Source organism: Komagataeibacter rhaeticus (genome assembly GCF_011611525.1).
GTDB lineage: Bacteria > Pseudomonadota > Alphaproteobacteria > Acetobacterales > Acetobacteraceae > Komagataeibacter > Komagataeibacter rhaeticus.
The window spans coordinates 306,684-322,550 of record NZ_CP050139.1; the positions used below are offsets into that span (position 1 = coordinate 306,684).

Genomic DNA, 15,867 nt, shown 5'->3' on the forward strand with positions numbered 1-15,867 from the left:
TTCATCTTCGAACAGCGGCAAAGCCGCGCAGGCCGGTTTTTGACAACCTGCCTGCGCGGCTTTGCGTGCGTACCCCTGATTGGGGCGCTGGCAGGGCAGGTTGCCCATGCGGACTCGTCCATCGGCCATGGGGTGGACAGGCATGCGGCCCCGCCCTCGGCTTCCGCCGCGCATGGCGGGGGGAAGGCTGCGGGCGAACCCTCGCTCGACAATCTTGAGACGGAACTGGCCCATGCCGCCACCGCCCGTGGCGCGCGTGACCTGCAGGGCCGGATCGAGCAGCTGCGGCTGAAGCCGCTGGCCCCCACCACCACCCTGCTGGTCCGGCGCGCGCAGGATGACCTGGATGCCCAGCGCCCGCTTGATGCGGTGCAGGACATGGATGATGCGCTCCTGCTCCAGCCGGATGTGGAAGTGCTGTGGCGCAACCGTGCGCAGGCGCGCCTTGCCGCCCGCAATCCCGATGGCGCGGTGGCCGATCTTGGCGTCGCCCTGAATCATGACGGGCGTGATCTCATGGCATGGAAGATCCTTGAGGATACCGAGGAGCAGCGGGGCGACTGGCAGGCCGCGTGGAAAGCGTGGCAGCATGTCCGCGCACTCGATCCCACCATTCCCGATGCCGACCACCAGACCGAGCAACTGCGCCTGAAGGCTTTCGGCCAGCCAACCTGATGGATAACAGGCGTGCTTTTTTCAAGAAGGCCGCGACCTGCAAAGCTTCCTGAAAAAAGCGTCAACAGGAACTTTCTTGTGCCTTACGGGGTTTTCGCGCCTGTGTGCCCGTATCATGCCGGGCAGGTCCGGCGCGTTGCGCGCCATCGCCACCCGGCAGGTCGATATCAGCGGTCCGTCAGGCGGAATTCGATGCGCCGGTTACGGGCAAAGGCTTCCGGTGTGGTGCCTTTGTCCAGCGGCTGGTAGTCCGAAAAGCCGGTCGCGGCCAGATGGTGCGGGTCGATCCCTTCGGCAATCAGCAGCTTGACCACCGTGATGGCGCGCGCCGATGACAGTTCCCAGTTGCTGGGGAAGGCGGAATGGATGGGCTGGCGGTCGGCATGGCCGTCCACGCGCAGGATCCACGGCACATCCGCCGGAATCTGCTGGGCAACCTGCCGCAGCGTCTTGGCCAGCACCCTGATTTCCTGCACGCCTTCGGGCGAGAGGTCCGCCCCGCCGGGCGGGAACAGCACCTCGCTCTGGAACACGAAGCGGTCGCCCACGATCTGCACGCCCTTGTGGTCCTGCATTACGCTGCGCAGGCGGCCGAAGAATTCGGAGCGGTACTGCTGCAGCTGCTCCACCTTCTTCGCCAGCGCCACATTGAGCTGCATGCCCAGGTTGCTGATCTGGCGGTCACGGTCATGCACCGTGTCCTCGGTCGCTTCCAGTACCGTGCTGAGGGCCGCAAGCTGGGCATTGAGCTGGGCAACCTGTTCATCCAGCGCGGTGGTGCGCGCCTGCGCGCTGTCGCGCTCGCTGGTCTGCTGGTTGAGCTGGGCGGTAAGCGACGTGGCGGTGGCCACATCCGCGTCATGGGCCTTGTGCAGGCTGGCCACCTCGTTCTGCAGGGCGGTGGTGTGGCTGTGTTCCAGCGAGAGCATCTGCCCCAGCCGGGCCACCTCGTGCTCCAGCTGGTTGAGCGCCTGCTGGCGCTTGTTCAGCGCGACCGACAGGAAAGCCTGCCCCAGCACGAAGACAAGCAGGACGAATATGATGACCATGAGCAGCGTTGACAGCGCATCAACATAGCCCGGCCATGCATTCAGTTCGGAACGGATAGAACGACGGGAACGGCGCGCCATGGGGGGAACCTTGCCTTGTCTTGCGGTCAGGAAGCGGAATGGTTCGTTCCGGGGGCGCTTGCGGCAATGGTGCGCGCGAGCAGGCGCAGGTCATTGCGGATGTCGGTTGCCATCTGCTCGCGCCCGGCCGCCGATTCCTGTACCAGCCGCGCCAGCAGCGATTCGATGCCCTGCAGGTGTTCCTCCCCCCGGTTATCGGCAAGGGCGGCCAGGCGGTCGTTCAGCGCGGTCAGCAGGCGCTGTTCCTGTGCGCGGGTTTCCTCGCTGCGGGCCAGCAGGGCCTGCAGCTTTTCCATGTTCTCGGCGGTGTGCTCCAGCAGCGCCTGCACATAGGCCGGAACCGTGGCGTCATTGCCGCCCACCTGCAGCCCGCCCGCGGAAAGGCGGGTGATGGTGGCCAGCCATTCCTCCAGTTCATTGAAGAAGCGCGTCTGTGCCTGCCCCGCCGTCAGGTCAAGGAAACCCAGCACCAGTGCCCCCGCCAGCCCGAACATGGAGCCGGAGAACGCCGTGCCCATGCCATGCAATGGTCCGGCCAGCCCGGATTTGAGCTGGTCGAACATGACATTCATGTCCCCGCTGCCCACGGTCATGTTGCCGATCACATCGGCAATGGACCCCACGGTCAGCAGCAGGCCATAGAACGTGCCCAGCAGGCCCAGGAAGATGAGCAGCCCGGTCAGGTAGCGCGAAAGCTCGCGCCCCTCGTCCAGCCGGGCGGACAGGCTGTCGAGCAGCGACTGCATCACCGGGGCGGACAGGGTCAGCCTGCGGCCCTTGTCATGGGTGGCCAGCATCGACGCCATGGGGGCCAGCAGGCGCGGCGGCGGGGGGGTTGTCAGCCCCTCACGCGGGTGGCGCAGGATGTTGACCCAGCGTACCTCGGGGATCAGGCGCAGGATCATGGTGATGTTCCACACGATGCCCAGCAGCAGGATGCCCACGATCAGCCCGTCCAGGTACGGGTTGTTGCAGAAAGCCTGATACAGGGTTGTGGAAAGCAGGGCTGTGACAGCCCCGACGGCCAGAAGGAAAAGCAGGACGCGTACAAGGTAGGTCGTCGGTCGTGTCACGCAGGGATGTCCTTAACGCGGGGGTGGAGTGGAAGACGTTGAGGCCACCACACCGGAACGGGTGACGTCAACACAATCCGCGCCCGCGCCCTGCGCATTTTCCCCCGGCAGCCCCACCGCGCGGACATAGATGCGCGTGGAGGCCAGTCCGGCATGGATCAGCACCGAACGCACCGCAAGCCCGCGTGACAGCGCCACGCGGCGCGGGGTGGAGGGATCATCGGGCCGCCCTTCGCCATAGGCGACGATGCTCACATGCTGGTCGGGCAGCTTCTGCATGACGGTGGCAAATGTCTGCAGGGCGGCGATCATGCGCGGATTCATGTCGGCGGACTGGGTGGTGAAGTGCAGCCGTGTCCCCCCGGTCAGCCTTTCCGCCCGGCCACGGGCCTGCGGGTCGGCCCTGACTTCGGGCGGGGGGGGGAAGGGGTGTTCGGGCACATGCAGTTCGGGCGGGCGCAGCACCGGATTGGCGGGTGGCTGGGCAGCCACGGGGGGGAGGGCGGCAAGCGCCGCGGGGGAAGCGATGGCGGTGGCCGGCGCGTGGCTGCCCGGGATGTCGGTGCGCGGGCCGGTGGCGTCCGTATCACCCTGCGAGGCGGAGAGGCTTGCGCCGCTGGGCAGCATGGCCGGATGCTTCGGTGGCGCGCCAAGGGCGTCCAGCGCGCTCTGGCTGGTCGTGACCTGGGCACGGGCATCCGTCCCGGTGCCGGCAAGGGCACAGGCAATCAGGCCCGGCAGGGCAAGCCCGCGCAGGATGGGGCGGATGGCAGGCCGGCGGATGGGAAAAGGAATCATGTGCTGCATCGTGACCGGCAGGCTACCGGGCGATGGGGGGCGGCGCAATCGGCAAACGGGCCGGCCGCCCCATCAGGCTTCAGCCAATGCTGCTGGCAACCAGTTCACGCAGCGGGCCATGCAGGTGGGTATTGCCGGCAACCGCGTCTATCGAGGCCCCCAGATCGTTGAGATCCACGCCCTCGGGGTCGGTGGCGTAGCCGCCGGCCTCACGTACCAGCAGGATTCCCGCCGCGCAGTCCCACGGCCTGATACCCAGTTCCCAGTAGCCATCGTACCGACCGGCGGCAACCCAGGCCAGGTCGAGGGCGGCAGCACCGAATCGGCGGATACCCGCCACCTGCGGCATGAGCGCGCCCAGCGTGCGGGCAAATGACAGGCGGTTGCGCGCCGATACCCTGGCAAAGGGGATGCCGGTGGCGAACAGCGCCTCGTTCATCGACCGGCGGCCCGAGACGCGCAGCCTGCGGTCGTTGAGGAAGCTGCCGACACCCTTTTCCGCCCAGAACATCTCGTTGGCGGCGGGGTTGTACACCAGCCCTGCCACGATCTCGATCGTGCCATCGGGCAGGCGGCGCTGCAGGCCGATGGAAATGGCCCAGTGCGGAATGCCGTGCAGGAAGTTGCTTGTGCCGTCCAGCGGGTCGACCACCCAGCGCCATGTCCATCCCTCATGCCCCGAGGCCCCGCTTTCCTCCATCAGGAAGGCATAGCCGGGGCGCGCGCGCGCCAGTTCCTCGCGGATGGTGGTTTCGGCCCGCAGGTCGGCCTGCGACACGAAATCGCCCGGGCCCTTGATGCTGACCTGAAGCTGCTCGACTTCGTTGAAGTCACGCAGAAGACGGCGTGCGGCCTTCTGGGCAGCGTTCTGCATCACCGTCATATGGGGAGAGAGTCGCATTGCCACGGTGATCGGTCCTGTCTGGTTCGTGCGGTGGAATTGGGGGGCTGGGGGCTGGTGAACCGGCCCGCGCGGGGTGGGGACACCCCGGCACGGGCCGGGGAAGGGTCAGGACTTGGCGCGCTCGACGTAGCTGCTGTCCTCGGTGCGGACCACGATGTGCTCACCCGCTTCGATGAAGGGGGGCACCATGGTCTTCACACCATTGGACAGGCGCGCGGGCTTGTAGGAGGAGCTTGCCGTCTGGCCCTTGACCACGGGATCGGCCTCGACCACTTCCAGTGTCACCTGCGCGGGCAGCACGACGCCAACCGGGTCGCCTTCCACCAGGTTCAGGACCAGCGTCATGTTGTCCTGCAGGAAGGGGGCCTGATCACCCAGCAGGTCCAGGGGCAGCAGCAGCTGCTCGAACGTCTCGGGGTCCATCAGCACGATGTTGTCGCCATCCATGTAGGAGTAGGTGTATTCCTTCTCCTCGGTCATCAGGCGTTCAACGGTGTCGGCGGTGCGCCAGCGCTCGTTGGTCTTGTTGCCGGTCTTGAGGTCGCGCATCTCCACCTGGATGAACGCGCCGCCCTTGCCGGGGGTGATGATCTGCTGTTTCAGGACCGTCCAGCGACGGCCGTCGTGCTCAATAACCTGCCCGGCGCGGATCAGGTTTGCCTGCTGCTTCATGGTGGTCCCTGTATGGTTGTGGGAAGTATGGCGGTTCGGCTTCTAACGCCCCGCGCGCGGAAGGGCAAGGTTTGGCGCGGTTCTTTTCAGCCCCGTTCGCGCGCAAGGCGGTGGATTGTGCCATCGGGTGCGGTTGCATGCAGGGTGCCGTCCGGGCCTTCATGCAGGTAGCCGGGCGCGATCGGCACCTTGCCATGGCCACCGGGAATATCCAGCACATAGGTCGGCCAGGCAATGCCCGTCACCCGCCCGCGCAGGCTGGCCAGCAGGCGCTGCCCCTCGCGTATGGGGACATGGAAGCGCGCGGTGCCGGGCGCGGGGTCAAGCTGGTGCAGGTAATAGGGGCGGATGCGGGCGGCCACCTGCGCGCGCAGCAGGGCTTCCAGCGCCTGGGGCGTATCATTCACCCCGCGCAGCAGCACGGACTGGCCCAGCACGGGAATGGCGCGTGCCTGCACGCGGCGGATGGCGGCGCGGGCCTGCGGTGTCAGTTCGCGGGCATGGTTGACATGGACCACCAGCCACATCGAGCGCGTGGTCTCCAGCGCATCGGCCATCTCGTCATCCAGCCGCCCCGGGTCGGCCACCGGCACGCGGGAATGGATGCGGATGGTATGGATGTGGTCCATCCCTTCCAGCGCCTGCATGATCGCGCGCATGCGGCGTGCCGAGAGCATGAGCGGGTCGCCACCGGTCATCACGACTTCATGGATACCGGTATGCGTGCGCAGCCAGTCCAGCGCATGTTCCAGTGCCGCGTCATCCAGCACGCTGCCACCGGGGCCGACATGTTCGCGGCGGAAACAGAAGCGGCAGTACAGCGGGCAGACCAGCAGCGGCTTGAGCAGCGCACGGTCGGCATAGCGGTGGACGATGCCCGGCACAGGGGAGAGCGCGTCATCCCCGATCGGGTCCGGGTCTTCCGTCGTATCGGTATGGATTTCGGCGCCATCTGGGATGACCTGACGCCCGATCGGGTCATCGGGTGTTTCGATCAGGTCGGCAAAGGCGGGGGGAATGGCGGTGGCGTAATGTCGGGCCACGTCCTCCAGCGCCGGTACCTGGGCGGGTGTGACCAGCCCCGCCGCCAGCAGGTCGGTCACGCTGCGCAGCGTGCGGGATGCCGTGGCCGGCCGGGGGGGAGGGGGATTGACCGCGGATGTCATGCCGGGGCTGTACTGCGCGGGCCAGTTTGCCGCAACCGGAGATCCTGTCCCATGGTCGATTCCATTCCCAGCCATTCCGATCCGGCCCGCATCGCGGACCGCCTGCCCTTCCTGCTGCGGCGCAACCTTGTGCTGCGCGGCATACGGGCATTTTTTGACGCGCGCGGGTATGTGGAGGTGGAAACCCCCTGTGCCGTGCCGACTCCGGGCGAGGAAGTTCACCTGAAGGTCTTTGCCACCGAGCGGGCGGGCGCGGATGGCACCCGCCAGAAGTTGTGGCTGCACACCAGTCCGGAATTCGCCATGAAGCGCATCGTGGCGGCGACCGGCCTGCCCGTGTACCAGCTTGCACGGGTCTGGCGGAATGCGGAAGGCGGTCGGCTGCATGCGCATGAATTCACCATGCTGGAATGGTACCGTCCCGGTGCAACGCTGGCTGGCCTGATGGATGAAACCGAAGCCCTGCTGCGTGCCGTGCTGCCGCCGGTGGTCAGGGTGGGGAATGATACAATCGGAATTGCGGCCCCGTTCGAACGGCTGCGTGTGGCCGATGCCTTCCACCGCCATGCGGGCGTGGACATTCTGGCGACCGAGGGCGACGGCCCGGCCCTGGCGCGTGACGCAGGCTGCGCCCTGCGCCCTGGCGAGACGTGGGAGGACCTGTTCTTCCGCCTGATGATGGCGCGTGTGGAACCCCATATTGGCCGCACACGCCCCACTTTCCTGACCCACTGGCCGGCAAGCCAGGCCGCCCTGGCCCGTAGCGATCCGGCCGACCCGCGCGTGGCGCTGCGTTTCGAACTGTATGCGGGGGGGATCGAACTGGCCAATGCGTTCGAGGAACTGACCGACAGCGCCGAGCAGCGCGCGCGCTTCATGGCCGACCGGGCGCGGCGTCGCGTGCTCTATCCTGACGAGTCGGGGCTGGACTGGCCTATGGATGAAGCCTTTCTCGCGGCACTGGACCGCCTGCCGCCGTGTGCCGGTATCGCGCTGGGGTTTGACCGGCTGGTGATGCTGGCGGCGGGCACAAGCCGTATTGCCGATGTGCAGTGGTTGGGAGAGGGATAAGAACGGGAAAAGTTTTTGGTGAAGCTTTTTTCAAAAAGCTTTGCAAAACCCCGTTTTTTTGGGAGAGGGGGGTGCCTGAAAACTTTTCCTGTTTTTTACCGGTTACCTGTTTCCAAACACGTTTCAGGCGTCTTCCGCCGCGGCGATGGCTGTATTCATGGCCCGCACGCCCGCACCCGGCCCGTCGGGGTGGGACCAGACCGCGCTGATGACCGACAGGAAATCCGCCCCCGCCCGTACCAGCGTGCCGCAATTGTCGGGCGTGATGCCGCCAATGGCCACAACGGGCAGTTCGATCATGCTGCTCCACCATGTAAGCAGGGCCGGATCGGCACGGACTTCCGTTTCCTTCGAGGGGGAGGGGAAGAACGCGCCAAACGCCACGTAATCCGCCCCGGCCTCACCCGCGCGCAGCGCCATGTCACGGCTGTCGTAGCATGATACGCCCAGTTGCAGGTCGGCCCCCAGGATGCGCCGCGCGGTGGCCACGTCCCCATCGTCCATGCCCACATGCGCGCCATCGCACCCGCAGGCGACCGCAAGGTCGGGACGGTCATTGAGGATGAAGGCCACATTGCGCGCATGCGCAATGGGCTGGAGCACGTCCACCGCATGGCGGATCGCATCATCCGGCACGTTTTTCAGGCGCAGTTGCACGGCCGCGACCGGGCCTGCGTCCAGCGCTTCGGCAAGCCGGGGGGCGAAGGCTGCGGGATCAAGCGATTCGGGGGTGATGAGGTAGAGCTGGCAATCGTTCATGTCACGCCAATCCTATGCCACGGCGGGGATGCCGAACAGCCCCCGCATGGTAGTGCGGCCCATTACGGCCGGTGCGCGCGCAGGTACTGCGCCAGCGCGCTGCCCGCATCATGGGCGGGCAGGTCCAGTGCCACGGGGCGCACGGCCAGTACGCACCCGCCCGTAACCCGGGCAAGCGAGAGCAGGGCGCGCTGCTGCGCGGGCGGGGCCTGCACGATCACGCCATCCAGCCCGGCCTGCAGCGCCACGGCCGCGAACCCCGCCGCCTGCCCGCAGTCCAGCAGGGCTGGCAGCGTGCAGTCCGCCACGATGGCCTGCCACCACCCCACGCCCATGAAGCATCCGGCGCCAGCGGGGGAAACCAGCGTGCATTCCGCGCGTAACGACAGGGCCACCGTCATGACCAGCGCCACATCGGCCCGGCAGGTCACGGTTACAGGGGGGGCTGCGGGCACAGAATGGTCATGTTTGTCGATCATGCTTGACGTTGAAACCGCACCGCGCGATCAGTGCAAGGGGAGGAATGAGGGAAAGGATGAACGTGTCTGACATTATCATGCCACCGGAACAGGAAGCGGATTACACGCCCCCGGCCTCCGGGCAGGACCCGGCAGACCGTCTTGAACTTGCCCTCAACCGCATTGCCTTCGTCCTTGACCGCCGCGGGGAACAGGCGGCCCTTGCGCGGCCGCCCATGCCGGAGGCGGACCTGCAGGCCCTGGCGGCCAATATCGATGTGCTGATCGCCCGCGTGCGGGACGTACTGGGCGAAGACAGCCCCGAAGGCCGGAAGGAATAGGCGATGAGCCAGGTTACCGTACGCATAAACGGCTTTTCCTATGCCGTGGGCTGCAAGGAGGGGCAGGAAAAGCATCTGCAGGCCATGGCGCAGGAAGTCGAGCGCCGGATCGACCGCATCCGCGCGCTGGGCGGCCATAGCGGGGAGGGGCGCCTGCTGGCCCTTGCGGCCCTGCTCATGGCTGATGAGATATACGACCTGACGGCGGAGAAGATGTCGTCCGATACCGCCCACCAGCTGGCGGAGGGGCGTCAGGCGCGAATCGAGAATGAACGCCGCCGCGAGCAGCTGGCCCATCTGGTCGAACGTGCGGAAAGCATTGCGGACGCACTGGAAGAAGAGTAAACAGGAAGGGCGGAGCTGCCGGGTGCGTCAGGCATGATTCAACCCCTGGGCCGATAAGCACTTCCTAGGGAGCTGGCACTGTCGTGATCGTGGTCACGTTACCTGGCGCCCACCTGCGTCAGCAGGTCCGGGAGGGCTGATCCGACCAACGGCCATGGCGGCTCCGTATATGTTTTCATGACATCCCTTGATCCCGAAGCGTGGCCAACAATGCGGGCCAAGCAGGCCCTGCGTCATCATATGACGCGACGCCGGCAGGCTTTCGCCACCGATCCCGCCCGCGCGGGGGCGGAAGAAGCCCTGTGCCACCGCATGGTACGCGGGCTGCGCGGCATGGCCGGGGCGGGGGCGTGTATCGCCCTTGTCTGGCCCCTGCCGGGGGAAAGCGACCTGCGCCCGGTCATGCAGGCCCTGCATGCGGACGGACTGTGCATCGCCCTGCCCGAAACCCCGCCACGCGGGCATCCCCTCATCTTTCGCCGCTGGCAGGCTGACTGCCCCATGCAGCAGGGGCGATACGGCACCTTTCACCCCGATGGCCCCCCCATGCAGCCCGACGTGGTGTGCGTGCCACTGCTGGCGTTTGACCGGCGGGGCATGCGGCTGGGTTATGGCGGAGGATACTATGACCGCACGCTGGCGCGCCTGCCGCGTGCGCGGACGGTGGGGTTCGGCCTGTCCTTTCAGGAAGTGACATGTATTCCGACCGGCCTGTATGATGTGCCATTGCCCGCGATCGTGACCGAACGCGAATGGATCCGGTGTCGTGGCGACGGGCGTACACGGTAACAAAGGCTGTTTTCTTGAGAATACTGTTTCTGGGTGACATTGTCGGGCGCGTGGGGCGTGAGGCTGTTATCTCCCGCCTGCCTACCCTGCGGCGCGACCTTGCACTCGATCTGGTGGTGGTGAACGGGGAGAACGCAAGCCACGGTTTCGGTCTTTCTCCCGCCATCGGCCGTGACCTGCTGGAGGCCGGGGCCGATGTCATAACACTGGGCAACCATAGCTGGGACCGGCGCGACCTGATCGGCCATATCGGCAGCGAACCCCGCATCATCCGCCCCGCCAATTACCCGCCCGGCACGCCGGGGCAGGGCAGTGTTGTGGTGGAACTGGTGGATGGGCGCAAGGCGCTTGTGGTCAGCATCATGGGCCGCCAGTTCATGGATGCGATGGATGACCCGTTCCGCTCGGTCACTGAAATCCTCTCACGTCACCGGCTGGGTGTGACCATGCATGCCGCCGTGGTGGACGTGCATGCCGAGGCCACAAGCGAGAAATGGGCCATGGGTCATTTCCTTGATGGCCGGGTCTCGCTGGTCATCGGCACCCATACCCACACGCCCACGGCGGACCATCGCATCCTGTCCGGCGGCACCGCGTTCCAGACCGATGCGGGCATGTGTGGCGATTATGACAGCGTGATCGGCATGGGCAAGGAGGCGGCGATTGCCCGCTTCGTGCGCAAGATGCCCGGTGACCGCCTACAACCCGCCGAGGGGGAGGCCAGCATCGCGGGCATGATGGTGGAAACCGATGATGCCACCGGCCTTGCCCGCCGCATGGCCCCGGTGCGGCAGGGGGGCCATCTGGTCCCTACTTTGCCTGATTTCTGAGGATAAAAGTTTTTGGTGAAGCTTTTTTCAAAAAGCTTCGAAAAATGCCGCCTTTTTGAAAAAAGGCGGCACCCAAAAACTTTTATTATTTAATCATTATCGGAAAGCGGGTTCATCAAACCCGCGCAGCTTGCGCGAATGCAGGCGGTTCACGCCCTGCGCGCGCAACTGCTGCATGGTCTCGATCCCCACCACCAGATGCTGGCGCACCCGCTCGCGGTAGAAGGCATTGGCCATGCCGCGCAGCTTCAGTTCCCCATGCAGCGGCTTGTCCGATACGCATAGAAGCGTGCCATAGGGCACCCGGAAGCGGAAGCCGTTGGCGGCAATAGTGGCCGATTCCATGTCCACCGCAATGGCGCGTGATGTGTTGATGCGGGTGAACAGGGCGCCCAGCCGCAGTTCCCAGTTGCGGTTGTCCGTGGTCATGACCGTGCCGGTGCGCAGGCGGGTCTTGACCTCGGCATCATGCAGGCCGGTCACGCGGGCGGTTACGTCCTGCAATGCCATCTGCACTTCGGCAATGGGGGGTACGGGCACCCATGGCGGCAGGTCGTCATCCAGCACGTGGTCATCGCGCAGGTAGCCATGCGCCAGCACATAATCCCCCAGCTTCTGGCTGCGGCGCAGCCCCGCGCAGTGCCCGACCATCAGCCAGCAATGCGGGCGCAGTACCGCCAGGTGGTCGGTAATGGTCTTGGCATTGGCGGGGCCGACGCCGATGTTGATCAGCGTGATGCCATCGCCATCGGGGCGGCACAGGTGGTAGGCGGGCATCTGTGGCAGGCTTTGGCCACCGTGGGGGGCGGTGTGCGGCGTGTCCCGGGTGTGGACGACCTCGCCCGGTTCGACAAAGGCGGTGTATTCCGATCCCGCATCCACCTGCGCATGGCCATATTCACGGAAGGCATCGACATAGCGCTGGTAGTTGGTCAGCAGGATGAAGCGCTGGAAATGCCGGGGGGCCGTGCCGGTGTAATGGTGCAGCCGCGCCAGAGAATAATCGGTGCGCGCCGCCGTGAACAGGGCCAGCGGGCGTGGCGTGTCGGGGCGGGGAATGTATTCGCAGTTGGCGATCGAATCATCGGTCACATGCAGGTCGGGCAGGGCGAAATGCGACTGGATCCAGGCCAGGTCGGATTCCGTAAGGGATGTCACCGCCTCTTCCATCACATAGGACAGCGGGATCGGCTGGTGCGACAGCCCGACATGGACCGGGGTGCCGTAGTGGTGCAGCAGGCTTGCGATCTGTTCGCGCCAGTAATCGGCAAACAGGGCGGGGCGGGTCAGGGTCGTGCCATAGAAACCCGGCTCCAGCACTACATCGAACGGCGGGCGTGGCCCGTCGGGCGGCAGGGCCGCCTGCGGCATGAAGGCAAGGTAGGGATAGACCGCATCCGCAAGCCCCGTGGTGTCGCGCGTGGTGAAGGCATGGCGGATCAGCTCACCCGCATGGTCATACAGCCGGGTGATGTGGGCCACGGCATCGTCGGCATTGTCAAAGGCGTGGAAGTCACGCCCGGCCCGGTGCAGGAGGGTGGCTGTATCCATGTGGCGTTTCTCCCTTGGTCCGTGGCCGCCTAGCGGCGGATCAGGATGTAGTTGATGGTCAGGTCGATGGGGAAGGTATCGCCCTGCATGTCCGGTGGCACGGGGGGCAGCTGGGCGTTGCGGAACATGCCCACCGTTGCGGCATCAAGGTAGTAGGACCCCGACTGGCCGGTCAGGCGCACCTTGGTCACATGGCCCTCGCGGTCCAGTTCCACATGGACGGAGGACGGGCCTTCCTCGCCCGCGCGGGCGGCTTCCTCGGGGTAGTACATGTGGCTGCGGATCCAGCGGTCGAGTTCGCTGCCGTAATCATCGCTGACACCCCGGATCTGGGTATTGGTGGAATAGGGGGCATTGATCCTGCCATTCTGCACCACGGGGCCAAGCGAAAGGTCGATCGGCCCGCCGGTGCCTCCCGCGCGCCCATGCTGGTTGCGGCGCGGCAGTGGCGAGGAGGAAAGCGCCCAGTTGCGCGGATGCTGCAGCGGGGCATACCGCCCGGCCGAGGACTGGCTGTGCGACTGCTGGGCCGGATGGTTGCCATGGCCCGAATTCTGCATGGAGGGATTGAACTCGTCATGCCGGTCGGCCTGTGGCACCGACAGGTCGGATGGCGCCTCGCTCATGGGGGGGGCGGAGGGGGTCTCGGGCGTGGGCGTGTTGGGGGAGGGGGAGGATTCCTCATCCGCCGTCTGCGGGTTCTGGCTGTTGTCCTGGGCGGTGGGCTGGCTCTGTTCCTGCTGCTGGCGCGGCGCGTTCTGGCCACCCGCCATGTCGGGCGAGGACTGGCCCTGCAGCCCGCTGGAGGTGGGGGGCGAGAACACCATCTCCACCTGCGGTTCCGACTGCGTGGCGTAGGGGGAGCCATGCTGGCTGTGATGGGCGGATTCGATCAGGATGGCGGCCAGCAGTACACCGTGCAGCAGCCCCGATACGGCCATGGCCCGGCCGGGGCCGGGGGTTTCTATCGTGTCGGGGCGGATCAGGCCCGACAGGGTGGGGCGCAGCTTGCGGTAGCCCGGTGGGGGTGGCACGGAGGCCCCTGGCAGCAGGCGTTCACGCCGGGGGGGCACGTACTGGTCCGTCGCCACGGGGGGCGGGCTGTCGCCGGGTTCCGCGCGGCGTGGGATCAGCACGGGCTCCACGGCATTGCGCCGCCGGGAGGAGGGACTGAGTGTCACCGTCATGAAAGACTACGGGTCTCCGCCATAGGGGTCTGTTCGTGGGGGCCGCGTGCCTGCCCTGTTATATCGACAGCATAACTGACGTCAGGGGGCGGGTTGTCAAGGACGGGGTACGCAATGAAACGGGGTTCAGGTGCTTTCGGTAAAATTTTCCAGCAGCTCCGCGAATTTCTGGGGGTGTTCGACATGTAGCCAGTGACCGGCATGTTCGATCAGTTCCAGCCGGTAGCACGGGAACAGCCTGCGCATGGTGGCATAATGCTCGCGGCGGATATAGGGCGAATTCCCGCCCGCCAGGAACAGCGTCGGGCCGGGATAGGTATAGCCTTCGGGTATGTAGGGCCAGCTTTCCACATTGGGCATCGAGTCCACGATTTCCCGCAGGCCGATGGTCCAGTGCGGGTTCTCGCCCACCTCGATGTTCTGGAGCATCAGCGCGCGCACATCGGTATTGGCAATGTAGTGCTGGAGCAGCCGGTCGGCCCCCGCGCGGTTGAGAAAGGGGGGAAAGGAGACGCGCAGCATCTGCTCGCCCAGTCCGAACTGCCCGTGACCGGTATGGGCGGGCGGGATGTCGGCCACCAGCAGGCTGTGCACCATGCCCGGGCGCGAGAGCGCCAGCGTCATGGCCACCTTGCCCCCCATGGAATGGCCGACAAGCGTCGCGGGCAGCGCGTTGTGGTGGGCCAGGGTCTCCAGCAGGTCGGCGGCCATGACGTTGTAGTCCATCAGCCCGTGCGGGCTGTCGCCATGGTTGCGCAGGTCAATGGCCAGCGTGCGGCGCGTGCGTGCCAGCCGGCGCTGGAAGAAGCCAAGGTTGCGCGCCCGCCCGAACAGGCCGTGCAGCAGCACGATGGGCGGCCTGCCCACCTGTTCGGGTATGATTTCTTCCGGTCCACGCTCAATGACGTTCAGTAGCACCAGCTTTTGTCCCTATCACCGTATCGTATCCGTGGGCGGGTGCTGAAGGTCCAGCATGATCTTTCCCATATGCGTTCCGTTTTCCATGAGTTTATGGGCATCGGCAACCCGCGCAAAGGGGAAGGTGGCATGGATGAGCGGGCGGATGGCGCGACGGCCCAGCAGGGGCCAGACGTGGTCTTCCAGCTGGCGGGCGATTTCGGCCTTGTAGGCCGCGTCGCGGGGGCGCAGCGTGGTGCCGGTCACCACCAGCCGGCGCGTCATGATGCGCGCCAGGTTGACCCCGTCCGCCTTCGCCCCGCCCTGCAGGGCAATGATGACCAGCCGCCCCGCGGTTGCCAGCGCACGCAGGTTGCCATCCAGATACGCCCCCCCGATCATGTCCAGTATGACATTCACGCCCGCCCCGCCGGTCAGGTCCCTTATGCGCTGGGGGAAGTCCTCGGTGCGGTAGTTTATGGCGGCTTTCGCACCCAGCGTCGTACACAGGGCGCATTTTTCCGCTGTGCCCGCGGTGGCGTACACCGTGCCCCCCATGGCGCGTACAAGCTGGATGGCCGTGGTGCCGATGCCGCTGGTGCCGCCATGCACCAGCACGCTCTCACCCGGTTTCAGCCCGGCGGTCATGAACAGGTTGGACCAGACGGTGAAAAACGTCTCGGGCAGGCTGGCGGCATGGATGGCGTCGAATCCGGTGGGCCAGGGCAGGCACTGGCCGGCGGGCACGGTGCAGTACTGGGCGTAGCCACCCCCGTTGGTCAGCGCGCAGACCCGCGCGCCCGGGGCTGGAAACGCGTTGGCGGGCAGGTCCGTGCCCATGGCCACCACTTCCCCCGCCACTTCCAGGCCCAGCAGCGGGCTTGCGCCCGGCGGCGGGGGATAAAGCCCCTTGCGCTGCATGATGTCGGGCCGGTTGATGCCGGCCGCCATGACCCGTACCAGCACCTCACCCGCGCCGGGGCGCGGGACGGGCAGGGCGGTGACGCGCAGGGAATCGGGTGTGCCGTCTTCACTGTAGGTGATGGCCTGCATGGTGTCGGGAATGCTCTGCGTCATTTCTGTGTCCTCTGGGGCATGTCTCATGCCGTGTGGGGCACCATGGTGCAGGCGATAGGCGCCGCAGGACCAGTGCGCATGGCGTGGAATCGAGCAAACGTGTGGCGGCCGTCCCGGTTGCGGCGCATGGCGGGGCTGGCGGGC

At 66.3% G+C, this 15,867-nt stretch carries 18 protein-coding genes and 1 other RNA gene; 7 read left to right on the plus strand and 12 right to left on the minus strand.

Annotated elements, in window-relative coordinates:
* Positions 1-39: 39 nt before the first annotated feature.
* Positions 40-675, plus strand: a complete 636-nt coding sequence (locus GWK63_RS01375) for a tetratricopeptide repeat protein (protein WP_007396907.1) — start codon at positions 40-42, stop codon at positions 673-675.
* A gap of 167 nt (positions 676-842) precedes the next feature.
* Here the strand turns inward: GWK63_RS01375 and GWK63_RS01380 are convergent, their stop codons facing one another.
* The 6 genes from GWK63_RS01380 to GWK63_RS01405 form a co-directional block, all read right to left on the minus strand.
* Positions 843-1,805 (minus strand): peptidoglycan -binding protein, encoded by a 963-nt coding sequence (locus GWK63_RS01380; protein WP_007396906.1) that lies wholly within the window; start codon positions 1,803-1,805, stop codon positions 843-845.
* Between the two features lie 26 nt (positions 1,806-1,831).
* Complete coding sequence (locus tag GWK63_RS01385; protein WP_007396905.1) at positions 1,832-2,878, minus strand: hypothetical protein; 1,047 nt, start codon at positions 2,876-2,878, stop codon at positions 1,832-1,834.
* A gap of 12 nt (positions 2,879-2,890) precedes the next feature.
* Positions 2,891-3,676, minus strand: coding sequence for an OmpA family protein (locus GWK63_RS01390; RefSeq protein WP_223846610.1), 786 nt, complete (start codon positions 3,674-3,676; stop codon positions 2,891-2,893).
* 79 nt (positions 3,677-3,755) lie between these two features.
* The gene (locus tag GWK63_RS01395; protein WP_039998477.1) at positions 3,756-4,577 is read right to left on the minus strand and encodes an inositol monophosphatase family protein; all 822 of its coding nucleotides are present in this window, start codon (positions 4,575-4,577) and stop codon (positions 3,756-3,758) included.
* Between the two features lie 108 nt (positions 4,578-4,685).
* Entirely contained in the window at positions 4,686-5,252 is a 567-nt protein-coding gene (gene efp, locus GWK63_RS01400; protein WP_007396901.1) for an elongation factor P, read from the minus strand.
* 86 nt (positions 5,253-5,338) lie between these two features.
* Entirely contained in the window at positions 5,339-6,418 is a 1,080-nt protein-coding gene (locus tag GWK63_RS01405; RefSeq protein ID WP_007396900.1) for a lysine-2,3-aminomutase-like protein, read from the minus strand.
* A gap of 51 nt (positions 6,419-6,469) precedes the next feature.
* Between GWK63_RS01405 and epmA the strand changes: the two genes are divergently transcribed.
* Positions 6,470-7,489, plus strand: coding sequence for an EF-P lysine aminoacylase EpmA (gene epmA, locus GWK63_RS01410; RefSeq protein WP_007396899.1), 1,020 nt, complete (start codon positions 6,470-6,472; stop codon positions 7,487-7,489).
* Positions 7,490-7,612: 123 nt separating this feature from the next.
* Here epmA and thiE read toward each other — a convergent pair whose 3' ends face one another.
* Both thiE and GWK63_RS01420 read right to left on the minus strand, forming a co-directional pair.
* Positions 7,613-8,248, minus strand: coding sequence for a thiamine phosphate synthase (gene thiE, locus GWK63_RS01415; RefSeq protein ID WP_007396898.1), 636 nt, complete (start codon positions 8,246-8,248; stop codon positions 7,613-7,615).
* A 62-nt stretch (positions 8,249-8,310) separates the two neighbouring features.
* Positions 8,311-8,727 carry a hypothetical protein gene (locus GWK63_RS01420; protein ID WP_223846611.1) on the minus strand — a complete coding sequence of 139 codons (417 nt, stop codon included), beginning with the start codon at positions 8,725-8,727 and terminating at the stop codon, positions 8,311-8,313.
* Between the two features lie 56 nt (positions 8,728-8,783).
* Between GWK63_RS01420 and GWK63_RS01425 the strand changes: the two genes are divergently transcribed.
* The 5 genes from GWK63_RS01425 to GWK63_RS01445 all read left to right on the plus strand — a co-directional run bounded on the left by GWK63_RS01425 (position 8,784) and on the right by GWK63_RS01445 (position 11,011).
* Positions 8,784-9,047, plus strand: a complete 264-nt coding sequence (locus GWK63_RS01425; protein ID WP_034927110.1) for a hypothetical protein — start codon at positions 8,784-8,786, stop codon at positions 9,045-9,047.
* 3 nt (positions 9,048-9,050) lie between these two features.
* A complete protein-coding gene (locus GWK63_RS01430; RefSeq protein ID WP_007396894.1) occupies positions 9,051-9,392 on the plus strand; it encodes a cell division protein ZapA in 342 nt (113 codons plus the stop codon).
* A 9-nt stretch (positions 9,393-9,401) separates the two neighbouring features.
* Positions 9,402-9,560: non-coding RNA, 6S RNA (gene ssrS / locus GWK63_RS01435), on the plus strand.
* 9 nt (positions 9,561-9,569) lie between these two features.
* Positions 9,570-10,181 (plus strand): 5-formyltetrahydrofolate cyclo-ligase, encoded by a 612-nt coding sequence (locus tag GWK63_RS01440; protein ID WP_007396893.1) that lies wholly within the window; start codon positions 9,570-9,572, stop codon positions 10,179-10,181.
* Positions 10,182-10,195: 14 nt separating this feature from the next.
* A complete protein-coding gene (locus GWK63_RS01445) occupies positions 10,196-11,011 on the plus strand; it encodes a TIGR00282 family metallophosphoesterase (RefSeq protein WP_007396892.1) in 816 nt (271 codons plus the stop codon).
* A gap of 96 nt (positions 11,012-11,107) precedes the next feature.
* On the opposite strand, the gene GWK63_RS01450 is transcribed toward GWK63_RS01445, so the two are convergent.
* The 4 genes from GWK63_RS01450 to GWK63_RS01465 all read right to left on the minus strand — a co-directional run bounded on the left by GWK63_RS01450 (position 11,108) and on the right by GWK63_RS01465 (position 15,723).
* On the minus strand, positions 11,108-12,562 hold the full coding sequence (locus GWK63_RS01450; RefSeq protein ID WP_034927117.1) for an AMP nucleosidase: 1,455 nt from the start codon (positions 12,560-12,562) through the stop codon (positions 11,108-11,110).
* A 29-nt stretch (positions 12,563-12,591) separates the two neighbouring features.
* Entirely contained in the window at positions 12,592-13,749 is a 1,158-nt protein-coding gene (locus tag GWK63_RS01455; RefSeq protein WP_039998476.1) for an energy transducer TonB, read from the minus strand.
* 126 nt (positions 13,750-13,875) lie between these two features.
* Positions 13,876-14,667, minus strand: coding sequence for an alpha/beta fold hydrolase (locus GWK63_RS01460; protein ID WP_007396887.1), 792 nt, complete (start codon positions 14,665-14,667; stop codon positions 13,876-13,878).
* Between the two features lie 15 nt (positions 14,668-14,682).
* Positions 14,683-15,723 carry an NAD(P)H-quinone oxidoreductase gene (locus tag GWK63_RS01465; protein ID WP_172459695.1) on the minus strand — a complete coding sequence of 347 codons (1,041 nt, stop codon included), beginning with the start codon at positions 15,721-15,723 and terminating at the stop codon, positions 14,683-14,685.
* Between the last annotated feature and the right edge of the window lie 144 nt (positions 15,724-15,867).

Bases quoted from the DNA above. Each gene is read 5' to 3' on its own strand.
- GWK63_RS01380 (WP_007396906.1), bottom strand. From the start codon at position 1,805: ATGGCGCGCCGTTCCCGTCGTTCTATCCGTTCCGAACTGAATGCATGG.
- GWK63_RS01390 (WP_223846610.1), bottom strand. From the start codon at position 3,676: ATGATTCCTTTTCCCATCCGCCGGCCTGCCATCCGCCCCATCCTGCGC.
- GWK63_RS01395 (WP_039998477.1), bottom strand. From the start codon at position 4,577: ATGCGACTCTCTCCCCATATGACGGTGATGCAGAACGCTGCCCAGAAG.
- efp (WP_007396901.1), bottom strand. From the start codon at position 5,252: ATGAAGCAGCAGGCAAACCTGATCCGCGCCGGGCAGGTTATTGAGCAC.
- GWK63_RS01405 (WP_007396900.1), bottom strand. From the start codon at position 6,418: ATGACATCCGCGGTCAATCCCCCTCCCCCCCGGCCGGCCACGGCATCC.
- epmA (WP_007396899.1), top strand. From the start codon at position 6,470: ATGGTCGATTCCATTCCCAGCCATTCCGATCCGGCCCGCATCGCGGAC.
- thiE (WP_007396898.1), bottom strand. From the start codon at position 8,248: ATGAACGATTGCCAGCTCTACCTCATCACCCCCGAATCGCTTGATCCC.
- GWK63_RS01420 (WP_223846611.1), bottom strand. From the start codon at position 8,727: ATGATCGACAAACATGACCATTCTGTGCCCGCAGCCCCCCCTGTAACC.
- GWK63_RS01425 (WP_034927110.1), top strand. From the start codon at position 8,784: ATGAACGTGTCTGACATTATCATGCCACCGGAACAGGAAGCGGATTAC.
- GWK63_RS01430 (WP_007396894.1), top strand. From the start codon at position 9,051: ATGAGCCAGGTTACCGTACGCATAAACGGCTTTTCCTATGCCGTGGGC.
- GWK63_RS01440 (WP_007396893.1), top strand. From the start codon at position 9,570: ATGACATCCCTTGATCCCGAAGCGTGGCCAACAATGCGGGCCAAGCAG.
- GWK63_RS01450 (WP_034927117.1), bottom strand. From the start codon at position 12,562: ATGGATACAGCCACCCTCCTGCACCGGGCCGGGCGTGACTTCCACGCC.
- GWK63_RS01455 (WP_039998476.1), bottom strand. From the start codon at position 13,749: ATGACGGTGACACTCAGTCCCTCCTCCCGGCGGCGCAATGCCGTGGAG.
- GWK63_RS01465 (WP_172459695.1), bottom strand. From the start codon at position 15,723: ATGACGCAGAGCATTCCCGACACCATGCAGGCCATCACCTACAGTGAA.